The organism is Nostoc punctiforme PCC 73102 (assembly GCF_000020025.1).
Taxonomy (GTDB): Bacteria; Cyanobacteriota; Cyanobacteriia; order Cyanobacteriales; family Nostocaceae; genus Nostoc; species Nostoc punctiforme.
This window is the reverse complement of the sequence record NC_010628.1, coordinates 49,568-66,722: the sequence shown is the minus strand read 5'-3', so window position 1 is coordinate 66,722 and position 17,155 is coordinate 49,568. Positions and strand designations below refer to the sequence as shown.

At 41.4% G+C, this 17,155-nt stretch carries 10 protein-coding genes; 8 read left to right on the top strand and 2 right to left on the bottom strand.

Annotation, left to right across the window (positions count from 1 at the left end; genetic code table 11):
* Positions 1-82: 82 nt before the first annotated feature.
* The 4 genes from NPUN_RS00220 (at position 83) to NPUN_RS00205 (ending at position 9,670) form a co-directional block, all read left to right on the top strand.
* The gene (locus tag NPUN_RS00220) at positions 83-4,831 is read left to right on the top strand and encodes a PfaB family protein (protein ID WP_012406872.1); all 4,749 of its coding nucleotides are present in this window, start codon (positions 83-85) and stop codon (positions 4,829-4,831) included.
* 274 nt (positions 4,832-5,105) lie between these two features.
* On the top strand, positions 5,106-6,782 hold the full coding sequence (locus NPUN_RS00215; protein WP_012406871.1) for a PfaD family polyunsaturated fatty acid/polyketide biosynthesis protein: 1,677 nt from the start codon (positions 5,106-5,108) through the stop codon (positions 6,780-6,782).
* A 2-nt stretch (positions 6,783-6,784) separates the two neighbouring features.
* Positions 6,785-8,299, top strand: coding sequence for a thioester reductase domain-containing protein (locus NPUN_RS00210; RefSeq protein ID WP_012406870.1), 1,515 nt, complete (start codon positions 6,785-6,787; stop codon positions 8,297-8,299).
* 567 nt (positions 8,300-8,866) lie between these two features.
* Entirely contained in the window at positions 8,867-9,670 is an 804-nt protein-coding gene (locus NPUN_RS00205) for an SDR family NAD(P)-dependent oxidoreductase (RefSeq protein ID WP_012406869.1), read from the top strand.
* Between the two features lie 90 nt (positions 9,671-9,760).
* On the opposite strand, the gene hetI is transcribed toward NPUN_RS00205, so the two are convergent.
* Both hetI and NPUN_RS00195 read right to left on the bottom strand, forming a co-directional pair.
* On the bottom strand, positions 9,761-10,480 hold the full coding sequence (hetI, locus tag NPUN_RS00200) for a 4'-phosphopantetheinyl transferase HetI (protein ID WP_012406868.1): 720 nt from the start codon (positions 10,478-10,480) through the stop codon (positions 9,761-9,763).
* 448 nt (positions 10,481-10,928) lie between these two features.
* The gene (locus NPUN_RS00195; protein ID WP_012406867.1) at positions 10,929-11,354 is read right to left on the bottom strand and encodes a hypothetical protein; all 426 of its coding nucleotides are present in this window, start codon (positions 11,352-11,354) and stop codon (positions 10,929-10,931) included.
* 535 nt (positions 11,355-11,889) lie between these two features.
* Between NPUN_RS00195 and NPUN_RS00190 the strand changes: the two genes are divergently transcribed.
* The 4 genes from NPUN_RS00190 (at position 11,890) to NPUN_RS00175 (ending at position 17,060) form a co-directional block, all read left to right on the top strand.
* On the top strand, positions 11,890-12,162 hold the full coding sequence (locus NPUN_RS00190; protein ID WP_012406866.1) for a hypothetical protein: 273 nt from the start codon (positions 11,890-11,892) through the stop codon (positions 12,160-12,162).
* An 89-nt stretch (positions 12,163-12,251) separates the two neighbouring features.
* Entirely contained in the window at positions 12,252-13,415 is a 1,164-nt protein-coding gene (gene dnaN, locus NPUN_RS00185; RefSeq protein WP_012406865.1) for a DNA polymerase III subunit beta, read from the top strand.
* A gap of 646 nt (positions 13,416-14,061) precedes the next feature.
* Positions 14,062-15,648: a B12-binding domain-containing radical SAM protein gene (locus NPUN_RS00180; RefSeq protein ID WP_012406864.1), complete on the top strand. Its 1,587-nt coding sequence runs from the start codon at positions 14,062-14,064 to the stop codon at positions 15,646-15,648.
* Between the two features lie 368 nt (positions 15,649-16,016).
* Positions 16,017-17,060, top strand: coding sequence for a DUF2891 domain-containing protein (locus NPUN_RS00175; RefSeq protein WP_041565089.1), 1,044 nt, complete (start codon positions 16,017-16,019; stop codon positions 17,058-17,060).
* The last annotated feature ends 95 nt before the right edge of the window (positions 17,061-17,155 follow it).

Genomic DNA, 17,155 nt, shown 5'->3' with positions numbered 1-17,155 from the left:
CTCGTTCAAAGTTTGGGGAACAGCGTAAATCCTGCCTTTTAATTATCTCTTGCTAAATACCCAAACTCGGAGCATATAAATCGTGGAAAAAATAGCCATCATCGCATTATCATGCCTATTCCCCGATGCAGAAAATCCTGAAGAATACTGGCAAAACATCGTTAATCAAAAAGATTCGACATCCTCTGCAACCGTCGAAGAAATCGGAGTAGATCCGACAATATTTCACAATCCAGTTAAAGGTACACCAGACAAAACCTATTCCCTTAAAGGCGGATACATCCGCAACTTCCAGTTTAATCCATCTGAATACAATCTACCATCAGAATTTGTTGCTGGTTTAGATAATACTTTCAAATGGTCATTGTATACCGCCAAACAAGCAATTGAACAAAGTGGTTATTGGGGTAATCAAACTGTTCTGGCAAAATGTGGCGTAATCTTAGGTAATTTGTCATTCCCAACAAAATTATCTAACCAGCTATTCTCTCCAATTTACCAGAAAGCTATTAATCCTGCTGTCAGAGAACTTTTGCAGTATGAAGACTTTAATTTAGCTGTCCCAAGTGGAACTACAGCATCTTTATACAATGCGATGATATCTGGTTTACCAGCATCTATCGTTGCTCAAGCACTATCTCTATCTCAGATTAATTTATGTCTGGATGCTGCTTGCTCGTCATCATTTTATGCCATTAAACTAGCATCTCATTACTTATGGTCACACAAAGCTGATGTCATGTTAGCTGGAGCCATCAGTTGTGCAGATTCCTTATTCGTGCGGATGTTATTTTCTGGTGTTCAAGGGTATGCAGAAAACGGCATCAGCCGCCCCTTAGATAAATCCTCTAGAGGGCTGATTCCCGCCGATGGTGTTGGGATGGTAATGTTGAAAAGATATTCTGATGCCATTAGAGATGGCGACAATATTCTTGCTACCATCTGCGGTAATGGACTCTCAAATGATGGTAAAGGTAAGCACTTACTCAGCCCTAATCCTAAAGGACAAGTCCTAGCTTTTGAACGAGCCTATAATGAGGCCAATTTTAGTCCCAAAACTATCGATTATTTAGAGTGTCACGCCACCGGCACATTACTAGGAGATACAACCGAATTTAACTCCATAGAAACATTCTTTGGTCAAAATCAAGCTGCGCCTCTAGTGGGTTCTGCTAAGGCAAATACTGGTCACTTGTTAACTGCTGCCGGCATGGTTGGCTTGACTAAAGTGATTTTGAGTATGTCTCATGGTGTAATTCCAGCAACTATGAATGTTTCGGAACCTTTAACTTCAGAAAAAGGTACAATTTCTGCCGATAAAATTGTTAGAACAGCTACAGCATGGCCTAATAATAACGCACCAATAAAACGAGCGGCTATTAGCGCTTTCGGTTTTGGCGGCACTAATTCTCATCTGATTTTAGAACAAGGAAATACAAGAGAATCAGTTGAATCAACTCCACCTGTTCCACCTACCAAAATTGCCATTGTCGGGATGGATGCCTTTTTTGGTAACTGCAATGGTTTAGATGCTTTTGAACGTAGCATTTATGATGGAACACAGCATTTTACTTCTCTACCGCCTCAAAGATGGCATGGTATAGAAAATCAAGAAAGTGTCCTGAAAGAGTACGGTTTAGCAGATGGGAAAGCACCAGTAGGGGCATATATAAAGGATTTTGAAATCGATACTTTATCGTGCAAAATCCCACCAAATGAAATCGAGAAGTTAAACCCACAACAATTGTTGCTCCTGAAGGTTAGCGATCGCGCCGTAAAAGATGCGAAACTACAGGAAGGCGGCAATGTGGGTGTGATTGTCGCTGCCGAAACAGAATTCTCTGTGCATCAGCTACAGCAAAGATGGAATTTATCTTGGCAAGTTAAGGATGGCTTACTCAACCAAGGGATTTCTCTACCTGTTGAACAACTGGCGCAACTAGAAACCATTGTTAAAGATAGCATTCATCAACCAGTAGAAATCGGCGAATATGTCAGTCACATCGCCAACATCATGGCGAGTCGGATTTCTGCTTTATGGAATTTCACTGGCCCTGCATTCACCGTCAGCGCTGGCGAAAATTCTGCCCTCAAGGCGTTGGAAATTGCCCAAATGCTACTCGCTACGGGAGAAGTTGATGCAGTCGTTGTGGGTGCGGTGGATTTAGCAGGTGGTGTGGAAAATGTCTTATTCCGCAGCCAATTTGCACCAATTAATACAGGTGTAAATACCTTGGGTTATGACCAACAAGCTAATGGCTGGACGGTTGGCGAAGGTGCTGGTGCAGTTGTTCTCAAGCGCTACGAAGCTGCTAAAGAAGATAATGAACGCATCTATGCAGTAATTGATGCCATGAGTTTTGCACAAGGTAATTCTACTTTGAGTGACGCTTTGGTAAAACCTGATGCTTCAGCTATCAGCAATGTCTGCAAACAAGCTTTCCAGATGGCGGAGATTCAACCCACAGAAGTTAACTATGTGGAAGTCTTCGGTAGTGGCGTTCCCCAGGAGGATGAAGCTGAAATCACAGGTTTACTGCAAGCTTATCCGAAAGTGGGCAATGGTTTGCACTGTGCATTGGGCAGCGTCAAAGCCAATATCGGCCACACCTATACAGCATCGGGAATTGCTAGCTTAATCAAAACCGCTCTCTGTCTTTATTACAGGTATATTCCTGCCACACCCAAATGGTCTGGTGTCAAAACACCGCAAGTATGGGAAGGTAGCCCTTTCTATGTGGCGATGGAATCAAGACCTTGGTTTGTCGATAAAGGCGGTACACGCAGAATAGCAGCAATTAATAGCATGGGTATAGATGGCAGTTACGCCCATTTAATCTTGTCGGAGGAACCCAGCCAAGAGGAGCGCGACAACAGATATTTGCAACAAATGCCTTTTCATCTGTTTCCGATAGCAGTTAGCGATCGCTCCACTATACCCGATTTACTGAACCATCTCCAAAAATCCATTGAAGCTAGTTCTTCTTTAGCAGCTAGAGCTAGCCAAACATTTGCTACCTTTCAACAGCAATCTGATCCAAAATACGTCTTATCAATTACAGGACGTAACACAAAAGATTTACTCAAAGAAATTGAATCTGCCCGCAAAGGTGTAAATAATGCCTTTGAAAACGGCACAGATTGGCAAACGCCACTAGGTAGTTATTTCACAGCAAAACCATTGGGTAAAACTGGAGCCGTTGCTTATGTTTACCCCGCAGCAGTCAATTCTTATATTGGCATTGGTCGGACTGTTTTTCGCTTATTTCCGAAAGTCTTCGAGGATTTAAAAAGTAACAATCTCTACAATCGGGCAGCCGATGTTGAAAAGCTAGTTTATCCCAGAAGCTTACCTAAATTGACAACCCGGCAACTAGAAACACTCGAAAAGCAATTGTTAGATGATTCACTGGCAATGTTTGAAAGTGAAATCGCCTTTGCTAGATACATGACAGCAATTTTCCGAGATGATTTTAAGGTCAAGCCGCAATCTGTATTTGGGTATAGCTTGGGTGAAACTAGTATGATGGTTGCCCAAGGAGTTTGGAGTGATTTTGAGGGTGGAAGTAATACCTTAAACTCATCACCTCTATTTGGCGATAAATTATCTGGGCCGAAAAATGCTGTGCGGGAATATTGGGGATTAACAGATTCACCAAACAACAATTTTTGGAATACCTATGTTCTCATGGCTACTCCATCGCAAGTTAGAGAATGCCTGAAACATGAGAATCACGTTTACTTAACTCAAATTAACACACCAGAAGAAGTATTAATTGCTGGTGACGATGCCGCCTGTAAGCGAGTGATTGCAACTTTAGGTTGTAATTCCTTCCCCGCGCCCTTCGACCATGTGATACATTGTGAAGCGATGCGATCGCAGTTCGAGGAAATCAAGAAGGTAAACAGCTTACCATCACAAAATCTTCCTGGGATTGTGTTTTATTCTGCCGCCGATTATCAACCAGTTGCGCTTGAAAGAGATACCATTGCTCACAACATCGCCAAAGGATTGTGCCAAGAACTTGATTTTCCACAATTAGTTAACCGTGTCTACGGCGATGGGGTCAAAATATTTCTAGAAGCAGGTGCAGGTAGTGTCTGTTCCCGATGGATTGATAAAATTCTTGGCAGCAAAGAACATATCACAGTCTCTCTAAATCGTAGAGGGATGGATGACCATGCTTCGATGGTCAAAGCATTAGCAAAACTACTCAGTCATCAGGTGAATGTGGATTTATCACCGTTGTACTGCAAAGCCCAAGACACTGCTAATTCAAGTAAAGCAACATTGAGAACAGTTACCTTGGGTGGGAAAGCGATCGCTGCTACAATTTTGAGCGAACAAAATCGCAAACTTGTTGAAGATTTCGCTGGGGATCTTAGGAGCGATCGCTTCAAAATACAGCATCCAGATATACCTAAAGTTCAACAATCTGAAATCACAGATTCTCTTAATACTTCCAAGCACATAACTCAACAAGAAAGTCATTCCCCTAACATCTTGCCTCAGCCAGAAGAAGTAAAACCGAAAAATATCATTGATAACGTTTTTCAACCCAGAGAACAATTACAATCTTCTGAGTCAAGCGCAATTAGACAGTCAATTCCTGTTTCTTTCCCACCCGTCAGAACTCAAAAAATTAGTAGCATCATCAGCATGTTCGATTTAAATAAGACCCAGTATCAAAAGCTCAATGCTAATAATTCAAAGATAACTAAAGCACACACAGCCTTCTTACAAGCTAGACAAGATTACAGTCAGCAAATGAGCGAAATCATTCAATTGCAACTAGCTTGCGCCCAAAACTTGCTTAACGAAGAATCTTAATATTTCATACCAATTCTCTCTCAACTTGCACTGCTTAATTCTTAACTTATCTCTTCCTTCGCGCCCTTTGCGTCCTTTGCGGTTCGTTTAAAAATTATTACGTGCATCTCCCAGAGAATTGGTATTACTCTTTTACTCTGTGCCCTCTGCGCCTCTGCGGTAACCTGCGGCAAGCCGTTCGCGTAGCGTCTCGTAGAGAAGCGTCTACGTTAACAGAGTCTACACCCTTCAACTTTAATCATCCATTGTTTGTATAATCCGAGGGATAACTACCGTGACAACCGTAGATACGGTACTAAGTAAACACGATAATGGTCTTAACTTCTCCGCTTGGTCGCATAACAAAAACCAGGTTTGGAAAGGTTCTTTAGAAACTGTATCTTTTGAGAAACAAACCATCAAAGATAAATTGATGGTGTTAAATAAACCCTGCTACATCGTGAAAGTTGCCGGAAAAATCGGTGTCACTAATGAGGGTTATTTATCCCCTGGTGATAATGGCACAACAGCACAAGTAGAACTGCTAACATTTGCAGCACCAATCCGCATTCAACAATTTGGAGATCCCAATTTCCTCTCCTCTTATGGAGTAAAATATGCCTACGTTACCGGCGCAATGGCTGGTGGAATTGCTTCCGAAGAAATGGTCATTGCACTAGGAAAAGAGCAAATTTTGAGTTCCTTTGGTGCAGGTGGTTTAACTCCAGAACGTTTGGAAGCAGCCATCAATCGCATTCAACAAGCCTTACCTCAAGGGCCTTACGCATTTAATTTAATTCACAGCCCCAATGAACCTGCGATTGAACGCCGGGCTGTAGATTTATACCTCAAATATCAAGTGAGAACAGTAGAAGCATCTGCATTTCTCGACTTGACTCCCAACATTGTTTATTACCGTGTTGCTGGATTGGGGTTGAATAGCGCCAATCAAATTGAAATCAAAAATAAAATCATTGCCAAAATTTCTCGCCGAGAAGTTGCGACTAAATTTCTGCAACCAGCACCAGCCAGAATCATCAAAGAACTCCTGGAACAAGGGCTAATTACTGAGTTACAAGCAACCCTTGCAGCCAAAGTTCCGATGGCTGATGATATTACCGTAGAAGCTGATTCTGGAGGTCATACAGATAACCGTCCTCTGGTTTGTGTGCTACCTTCTATTATTGCCTTGCGGGATGAAATTCAAGCACAATATCATTATCAAACACCCATTAGAATCGGCGTTGCAGGGGGAATTGGGACACCACAATCAGCATTAGCAGCCTTTATGATGGGTGCTGCTTATATAATGACCGGTTCCATTAATCAGTCGTGTGTTGAATCTGGGGCTTGTGAACATACCAAAAAGTTATTAGCCCAAGCAGAAATGGCTGATATGATTATGGCCCCAGCAGCAGATATGTTTGAAATGGGAGTCAAATTGCAAGTTCTCAAACGGGGTACGATGTTCCCCATGCGAGCGCAAAAACTATTTGAACTCTACCGCGCTTATGATTCCATTGAAGAGATTCCTTTGGCAGAAAGGCAGAAATTAGAAAAACAAGTTTTTCGCAAAACTATTGCTGAAGTATGGGAAGGAACTGCGGCTTATTTATCCCAAAAGAACCCTGAGAAACTTGGGAAAGCAGTCAATAATCCTAAACTGAAAATGGCGTTGATTTTCCGTTGGTATCTAGGATTATCTTCTCGCTGGTCTAGTTCTGGTGAAAAAGGCAGAGAAGTCGATTATCAAATTTGGTGTGGCCCGGCAATGGGCGGTTTCAATGACTGGGTACGTGGTTCCTATCTGTCTGAACCAAATAATCGTGGTGTAGTTGATGTTGCTAATCAAATTATGACTGGTGCAGCCTTTTTGTATCGTGTCCAAAATTTGAAAATTCAAGGACTGCAAGCTTCCGATTATTACAGTCAATATCACCCTGTTCGTTCTACATCATTGTTGGAGATTTAAAAATGACTATAAAACAGTCTTTCACAGCAGACGATATTCAAATATTTTTGGTATCTAACTTAGCTAAATTGCTAGACGTAGCAACTGATGAAATAGATGTCAAAGAACATTTAGAAAACTACGGTTTGGATTCAGCCCAAGCAATGATTCTAGTCAGTAACTTAGAAAAGTTGCTCGGATTTCAACCCTCTCCATTGCTGCTGTGGCATTACCCAAATATTGAGGCTCTTTCACAGCGTTTAGCTGAAGAAGTGCAAGATGGTTCACCGATTCAAGATACAAAGGTAGTAGCCTCTAATGCCAATGCTGCACCCTCTGTTCTAGATTTAGGTGCAGAGGCTGTTCTTGACCCTACCATCCATCCCGGTGCTGCATCTAATGTGCTTGTGGGTGAACCTAAGAACATCTTTTTAACTGGAGGAACAGGCTTCTTAGGAGCTTTTATCATCCGGGAATTGCTACAAGAAACTAATGCGGATATCTATTGCTTAGTGCGTGCTGCTAATGCCCAAGAAGGCAAAAGCAAACTCCAAAAGAATCTGGAACAGTATGCAATTTGGCAGGAAGAATTTACCTCCAGAATTATTCCGATTGTCGGCGATTTATCTCAGCCTTTGTTAGGTATTGGTTCGGAACAGTTTCAAATCTTAGCTGGCAATATTGATACTATATATCATAGTGCTGCTTTGTTGAATTATGTTTTTCCATACTCTGCACTGAAAGCAGCCAATGTTTTAGGCACTCAAGAAGTTTTGAGATTAGCTTGTCAAATCAAAGTTAAGTCTGTACATTACGTTTCTAGTGTGGCTGTTTTTGAATCCACTGCTTATGCTGGCAAGGTTGTCAAAGAACAGGATGAATTCAATCATTGGGAAGGTATTTATCTTGGTTACTCACAAACAAAATGGGTAGCTGAAAAGTTAGTCAAAATTGCTCGCGACCGAGGACTTCCTGTAACTATCCACAGACCACCACTGATTTCAGGTGATAGCAAAACAGGTATTTGCAACACACACGACTTTATCAATTTGATGACCAAGGGCTGTCTACAAATGGGATATTTCCCTGATGTAGATTATATGTTGGATATGTCACCTGTAGACTATGTAAGTAAAGCAATTGTTTATCTATCACGGCAAAAAGAATCTTTAGGTAAGGCTTTCAATTTACAACATCCCCAACCCGCTGCTTTGAAAATGCTAGTCGAGTGGATACGGTCTTTTGGTTATTCCGTTGAGATGATTCCTTACGAAAAATGGCAATCAGAGTTAATCAATAATGTCACTTCTGCTGACAATCCTTTATATACTCTGCGACCCTTTTTGCTGGAACGTTGGTCTGATGAACAACTGACTATTCCTGATTTGTATTTACAAGCTAGAAGACCCCATATTAGCTGCCAAGATACTCTTCACGCATTGGCAGGTAGTTCTATTGCTTGTCCCCCAATTGACTCTCAATTGTTTATGACTTATACTGCCTACTTGATTCAAAGTGGTTTCTTGAATCTCGCTTAGGAGTTCACGACTTGCGTAGGATGTGTTAGGAACGTAACGCACTATCCCGAATACTTCGGTGCGTTACGGAAGCCATAACACACCCTACAACTACAACAAAACAAGTTTATTTAGTCGATGTTTTTTAAAACTCAGTACTGCTGAATAGTTAATATTTCAGATGCCAGCAACAACTTATATACCAACAGTGGCAATATAATTGCCCTGTTTTTTTATGCTCAATAATGTAATTTTTTAGGATTCACCTCTTGACAGAAGCAATTGAGGATAGAATGGTTAGTGTCGGGCATAAAAGTTTGATTTTGCCTGCTGACTTTTCTGAGTAATCAAAAGCCAGTGCTAGTAGCTTGAAATAATCAAACTTCTTTAATGCCCCACTTCTTTGATGCATAAGTCCTAAATTTACGTTTGGACTGTTACATCTATCCAAGGCATCACACAAGCATTTGAAAGGATAATAACTCAAGACAGTTATTGTCGGTTCAAATATTACGTGTACTTAATTGTAGAACGATAACCACTGTATGCAAGGCAGCTTCATCAAGTTGAATTCACCAATATTTTTACATGAACAAAACACATCAAGGTCAGAGCAAAAAAACTGCTCTTATTACTGGGGCAGCCGGTGGAATTGGCTACGAATTAGCCTGTATTTTTGCCACTCATGATTACAATCTAGTCTTAGTAGACAGAAACGGGCTAAAGTTAGTAGAAATTGCAGCTAAATTCCAAAAAAAATTCGGAAATCTTGTCAAAACTATTGTTAAGGATTTATCTATATCAACTGCTCCTGAAGAAATTTTCACGGAGTTGCAACTCGCCAATATTAATGTTGATGTGCTGGTAAATAATGCTGGATTTGGTATCTATGGATTATTTCACAAAACAGACCTAGCTACTGAATTGGAAATGCTACAGGTAAATTTGGTGTGCCTCACCCATTTAACCAAGCTATTTGTGAAGCACATGGTAAAGCAAGGTGAAGGAAAAATATTGAATGTTTCTTCGGCTGCTGCTTTTCAACCAGGACCTTTGATGGCGGTTTATTTTGCTACTAAAGCTTATATCTTATCTTTTTCGGAAGCGATCGCTAATGAATTAGAAGGTACAGGTGTCACTGTGACAGTTCTTTGCCCAGGGTCAACAGAATCGGGCTTTCATGAAAGAACTGGGATGGCTGACTCGAAGTTGCTCAAGGGTAAAAGGATGATGGATGCACAAACTGTAGCCGAAATTGGTTTTCGCGGCTTAATGAAGGGCCAAACCATTGTCATTCCTGGTTTTATGAATAAACTACTTGCAAAATGCGTCAGATTTGTACCAAGAAACCTGGTGACAAAAATTGTGAGAAATATGCAGGAGGATAAGTAGGCTGGTTGTCATTGGTCATTTGTCATTAGTCATTGGTCATTTGTCCGCAATATCTCTCTTATTTCAGCCAAGAGATGAGCTTAATCAAGATTAATATTGCCAGCATTTTAAGTTCCAGCCATAATTTGCTATGGCAACGGCAGCAACATAATTGTTAGTAGGTACTAGTTCAAAAAGACTCCAGTCTTCTAATATCTGTAACTTGGCTGGTTCAGTGGGAGTTAGCAACACTTCAACTTGCTCTAACTGGGATAGTCCGTCTCCAGTTGCTTTTAAATAAGCTTCCTTACAAGTCCAGTAACGAAAAAATACTTCTTGCTGTTGGTTGGGAGATAGCGATCGCAACATCTCATATTCTCTCGGTAAAAAGAACCGTTTGGCAAGAGCTTCAATATCAGACATTGAGCGAATATATTCTAGGTCTACACCAATTGGGTGGGTACAATTTACCGCACACAAACCCATCCCTTGGGAATGAGACAAGTTAAATTCCAGCCCACTATCGGCAAATGTATCTGCTAATACTGGTTTGCCACGCTGTTGATAATTAAACTGCACTTGTAAAGGCTGGATACCTAAATAGCGACCTAATATAGTTCGGAGAATACCACGACCAGCAATGAAACGCTGTCGATGTTCCTGAAAATAGAACCGTTCAGCACGAGCCATTTCGTCACTGGAAAGAGTTGCTGCTAAATTTTGCAGTTGTAGTTCTGGTTGGTCAAGTTCTATACGCCAGACATGAATCTCATCTGATAACAAAGTTAAATCTGTCGATGCAGGTAGCCATAAATGATGAGTAGCGGTCATTGAATCTGATTTGATTTATTTTGTAACCTTTACCGAAGTTTAGCTTTGCTAGTCTTTAATTTTATCCTGAAGATATATTTTAAGTTTTCTACAACCAGCAGTGCGATCGCTAGTCTTAATGGTTGAATAATTAATTGAAAATATTAAGTAACGTATAAAAATTGATTAAATTTAACTTAGATTATGGAAAAAATCTTACTTTTTGTGGAAAAATCTGTGGAAAACTTGATATTTTCCTGATAAAACTTAATTAAGTATAATTACTTTGTGGAAAATTACCCATGTTTTTCCACAAGTTTTCCACAGGTAGTTAACTTACCTAAACTTACCTAATATGATAAGTGGGATGCCTAAAAAGAGAGAGGTTAAAGTCTATTGCATCTATTAAGATGCGTAGCGGCTTCCCGTAGGGTACGAGAACCGCTATATAAACCCTATTGGATTTTAGCTAACTGACGATCGCAGCTGATGCCCCATTCATAGATCCATTTACAGAAGAAAGCTGAACAGAATTGGTGACTTGGGAATTGTCTACTACGCTTCGCTTCTTCTTGGTATTACCTCGTCGCACACCACCTGCCATCTCATATTCTTGGCTGGTTTTACCGTAACGGCTGCCAACTCCTAGTAACATTTTTTCTGACATTGCGATTACAACCTGTTCTGCGTTATTCACGTCATCTGTGAGTTTGTCAATGGTAGATAACGCAGTATTGTAGGCAGCAAGCTTAGATCGTAGATCGTTAATTGTCATGGTGTAAGCTTGTATATTCACTCCTTCCCCAAAGTCAAGTTTTACACTAATAGATTGTAAACTTTCAATCCGGCGATCGGCTCGTTCTAAAATGCTGGAATTTCTTTTACGACGTGCCATAATGCATCTCTGCTACAGGTTGATAGTACTGTTTTATACAAATATATATTTGGTTGTCATGGGAAAATACTACAAATAAGTTTGATCGCATTTCAAAAGCTTTAGTTAATTTCACTTAGACTAAGTTTAGTTTTAGGTAGTAAATAGATTCATAAGTTCATTACAACAATTGCTGCAATGGTTTAAGCGTTTCTTATACATGGAAGAGTATTTGCTGCAAAGTATTAAACGTTTGCTGCAACGGCTTATACATTTGTAAGAAAAACTTAAGCGTTTCTTATACATGGAAGAGTATTTGTTGCAAAGTATTAAGCATTTGCTGCAACGGCTTATACATTTGCAAGAAAGACTTAAGCGTTTCTTATAAATCAAGCAACATTAGTTGCAAACGTTTAAATTTTTATAGTCTGAAGCTTAGGAGCGTAAGCGTAGCCCGTCGTAGACATCGCTTTTGTCTCTTGTCTGACGATAAAATCTTTCTTAAACCCTATTAACCTAATAAATGAAGTCCTGTTGGTATTGAAGCAGATAGTTTATGACAGCCAGAGAGCAACTTATTCAGGAAATTGGGCAGGTTTCAGATTCTTTAGTGGAAGAAGTGTTAGACTTCTTGCTATTCATAAAAGGTAGACAGGATCAGAAAAATTTCACATCTGATAGTGAAAAAAGCCAACCATCTGAGCAAAGCATTCTAGAGCGTATGGGAGGAATGCCCCAGCATTTGCTCTCGGTTGGGAATTTATCAGACCGAGACGTTCGGAGAGCGATTATTGCATCGCGGATAAAGCAGAGCCACCAAACCGTTTAAACGAGTTTTTTACCCTTAAATAACTTCATCAGCGATCGCCTATAAACAATAAGGATGTTACCATATCCTTCACCAGCTGAATCTCACTTATGAAATTAGTTTGCTCCCAAAGCGATCTCAGTACAAATCTCTCACTCGTTAGTCGTGCAGTACCTTCACGACCGACTCATCCAGTACTTGCCAATGTGCTGTTGCAAGCGGATGCTGAAACTAACCAAGTAAGCTTAACAGCCTTCGATCTCAGCTTAGGAATCCGCACCAGCTTTAATGCAGAGGTATGGCAAGGAGGTGCGATCGCACTTCCTGCTAAGTTACTTGTAGATATCACCTCCCGTCTTCCAGAAGGCGAAATCACTTTAGACGATGAATCAGCCCTCACAGGTGCAACATCCAGTGGAGAAGGTTTAATAGTTACACTCACACCCAAAAGTGGACATTATCAAGTCCGAGCAATGGGGCCGGAAGAATTTCCTGAACTACCTGTAATTGAAAATACGGAAGTAATTTATCTCACCACCGCCGCATTAGTTGAGGGATTACGGGGTTCATTATTTGCTACCAGTGGTGATGAAACTAAACAAGTACTCACGGGAGTGCATTTAACAGTTAAACAAGATACTCTAGAATTTGCAGCTACCGACGGACATCGCCTAGCAGTGGTAGAAACTAGCAACGAGCGTCCTTTAGGCGGAACTAGTCAACTAGAGGTGACAGTACCAGCAAGAGCATTACGCGAACTTCAACGGATGCTAGCTCATAGCGCCTCATCAGATGAACCTGTAGCTTTATATTTCGATCAAGGTCAAGTTGTGTTTGCATGGCAAAATCAACGCTTGACTAGTCGCACATTAGAAGGGCAATATCCTGCTTATCGACAATTGATTCCGCGTCAATTTGAACGACAAGTGACTATTGAACGGCGACAATTTGTCAGCACTTTGGAACGGATTGCTGTCCTAGCCGATCAAAAAAATAATATTGTCAAACTTAGTATTGATAGCAAAGCTCAAGAAATTACCTTATCTTGTGAAGCTCAAGATGTGGGTAGTGGTAGAGAGTCAATGCCGGCGCAGATATCTGGAGAAAACATTGAAATTGCTTTTAACATTAAATATTTGATGGAAGGCTTGAAAGAGTTACCATCTTCCGAAATTCAAATGCATCTAAATCAAAGCCTGACTCCAGTTATTTTTACACCATTGGGTGGTTTGAAAATGACCTATTTAGCTATGCCTGTGCAACTGAGAAGTTGAAGGAGGCAGGGGATAGGGAGCAGGGGGCACGGAGCAGGGGAGAAGAACAGATTTAAACCTCTTTCTCTTGATTGAGATGTTGCTTAGGAAACGTTATATTACACCCTAAAACTTGTTGAGTAAATCATTAAATTTAGGACTTTCGTCGTAGGGACAATTCATAAATTGCTCCTACGACAGATGTAGTTCAAATACATGAAAACTGCTGTAAAAGGAGCTGGCGATAAATAAAGACGGGTTGCAGCCCGTCTAAAAAATAGCTTGAAAGTGCAAATACACCTTGTATAGTTATTTAAAATAACACAGTTAATTTTCTCAGAGTTGCCAGTTTGCCAAGTAGCGTTGCATATTTTCGGGATGATTTTACTATTTTTGTAGGATGGGCATTTTGCCATTGATGTGAAGTTAAGGCAGATGCCCACTCCACAATAATCATTCCTTAATTCAGCAAAACCCGCAGTTTCGGAGCCCTCCCTAGTATAAAAGTAGTAATAATTGCCCTTAAAAAATATTGTTTAGTCTAAATCAGTCATAGTAGAATTTACCAGCTACTGCATACAAAAGCTTCTCTAAGTGTTTTACCAGAGCGGCGAAGTTGTATTTCAACTCAAGCAGCAGCTAAGATCAAGGTTTATAAGCATCAAATATGAACGTTTTACTTCTATACCCCCTTTTTCCAAAAAGTTTTTGGTCTTTTGAAAAAACACTGGCTTTATTAGACCGTAAAGCCATGTTACCGCCTTTAGGTTTGGTAACTGTAGCCGCGATATTACCTCAAGAATGGGAGTATAAGCTAGTAGATCGAAATGTTCGTGCCTGTACGGAAGCAGAGTGGGCTTGGGCAGATTTGGTTATTATGTCGGCGATGATTGTGCAAAAAGAAGACTTGCTCTGTCAGATATTAGAAGCAAAACGCAGAGGTAAACGGGTAGCTGTAGGTGGGCCTTTCCCGACAGCGTTACCAGATGAAATGACATCCGCCGGAGTGGATTACTTGATATTGGACGAAGGGGAAATTACCCTACCCTTATTTGTAGCAGCGATCGCACGGGGCGATCGCACAGGTATCTTTCGCTCTGGCGGTGAAAAACCAGATGTTACCAACACTCCCACCCCTCGCTTTGACTTGCTAGAGTTTGAAGCTTATGCGGAAATGTCGGTGCAATTTTCCCGTGGATGTCCCTTCCAGTGTGAATTCTGCGACATTATTGTGCTGTATGGTCGCAAGCCTCGCACCAAAAACCCAGAACAACTATTAGCAGAACTTGATTATCTCTACAAACTGGGTTGGCGGCGCAGCATTTTTATGGTGGATGACAACTTCATCGGTAATAAGCGGAATGTCAAATTATTTTTGAAGTCTCTTCTGCCCTGGATGGTAGAACATAACTATCCCTTTTCTTTTGCGACAGAGGCTTCAGTTGATTTAGCCCAAGATCAAGAACTGATGGACTTGATGGTAGCGTGTAATTTTGGAGCCGTTTTTCTGGGAATTGAAACCCCCGACGAAGAAAGTCTCACTTTCACTCAAAAGTATCAGAATACCAGAGACTCGCTCAGTGATGCGGTGAATAGGATTACCCGCTCAGGGTTGCGAGTTATGGCAGGCTTTATCATTGGGTTTGATGGCGAGAAAGTAGGAGCCGGCGCACGGATTGTCAAGTTTGTCGAGCAAACAGCAATTCCCACCGCTTTATTTAGTATGCTGCAAGCGCTTCCAGATACAGCCCTCTGGCATAGATTAGAAAAAGAAGGACGACTCCGCAATAAATCAGCCAACATCAACCAAACCACGTTGATGAACTTTGTCCCAACTCGACCGTTAGAAGACATCGCTCGTGAATATGTGCAGGCGTTCTGTGATTTGTATGAGCCAGAGCGGTTTTTGGAGCGTACATACAAACACTTCCGGCTTTTGGGCGAAGCAACCTACCCGAAAAAGGGCAAAGCTGCCAAGAAACCATTGAACTGGAAAGTACTCAGAGCGTTTCTAATTATTTGTTGGCGGCAGGGGGTACGTCGTCAGACGCGCTGGCAATTCTGGCGCAACCTGTGGAGTATGTATCGGCACAATCCGGGTGGAGTGAGTAGTTACTTAGCCGTTTGTGCCCAAATTGAGCATTTCTTGGAGTATCGCCAAATTGTTCGGGATGAAATTGAAGCTCAAGTGGCTGACTTTCTGGAAGCGGAAGCTAGGGTAAAACCTGAAGCGCAACTGATGGTTAATTCCTAGTGAATTAAATTTGGTAATACCTTGCAATGCTAAAAGGGGTTGGGGATTGGGAAGAGCGTGAAAAAATGATGTTTGGGGCTTTAACCCGTCCTAAATACCCAGTTCCCATTCCCCTGCATTAAAAATGCTACGCTTTTACGCAAAACTGTACTAAGTAATCGCCAAAGAAAAGGATATAAAGGAGCTGCGGGTTAATAGTATCCCAACCAGACGGGTTTCGACACTTCGACTGCGCTCAACCCTCAGCCATCGAGAGTTGAGCGCAGTCGAAACTCGGTTTACTGGTACTTTATTTTCACGCAAGTCCCTAAGCACATAAATTTAATTTTTAATTTTTAATTTTTAATTCGGAGCGAAGCGACGTGACCATGCCACTCGATAATTTGGAGATTAATGAAGCGATCGCAGCACAATTTGCTCAATTAGTACTGGATTGTATCGAGCGAGAGTATCCTAACAGTATTCTGCGTTGGGCTGAGAGCGACGAGGATATAAAATCACCGCGTCAATTGACTCCTGCTTTTTATGGCTGCTTAGATTGGCATTCAGCCGTACATGGTCACTGGTTACTGGTACGTTTGCTGCGTCACTTTCCTGAAGCCTCTTTCAATGCAGCGTCAAAGCAAGCACTTGGGCAAAGCCTAACACCTGAGAAAATTCAAGGAGAGATTGCCCATTTTCAACGGCGACCCTTTTTTGAATTTCCTTACGGTGTGGCCTGGTTTCTGCAACTGGTTGCGGAACTTCACGAGTGGAATCATGCTCAAGCGAAAGAATGGCGGGTTGTATTAGAACCGCTAGAAAAGTTGATTGCTGATAACCTACAGCGCTGGATTAACGAACTGAAACTGCCAAATCGCACAGGGGTGCATAGCCAAACAGCTTTTGCACTTGGTTTGATGCTAGATTGGGCAAGGATTACCGAAAATACTGACTTTACTCAGTTATTGGAGAATAAAGCACGGCAATTCTATCTTAGCGATCGCAACTACTCGTTACAATTTGAACCGCTTGGCTACGATTTTCTCTCTCCTGGACTTGCTGAAGCAGACCTGATGCGGCGAATCCTGCCTACAACAGATTTCACTGATTGGCTCACCAATTTTCTGCCACAAATACCCATTGATAATTCAGTAAATTGGTTAGAACCAGCCAGAGTGGATAATCCTCAAGATTATATGCAAGCCCACTTCTACGGTCTTAATCTCAGTCGTGCTTGGATGCTTGAGGGTATCATATCTGGATTGGCAAATAGCGATCGCCGCATAAAAACACTCCGCTCTGCTGCTCTTCACCATCGTCAGCATGGACTCACAGATGTTGTAATTGAACATTATGCAGCTAGTCACTGGTTAGGAACTTTTGCTGTTTACCTCCTAACGAATCGTGGATTACAAGGGCAAATTATTTAAACAGTCTGGGTGAGCTAAAAAAGCATCAAAACTTTTTAAATCGGGGTTTTTCTATTCCCCATTCCCCGTTCCCCATTCCCCGTTTCCCATTCCCC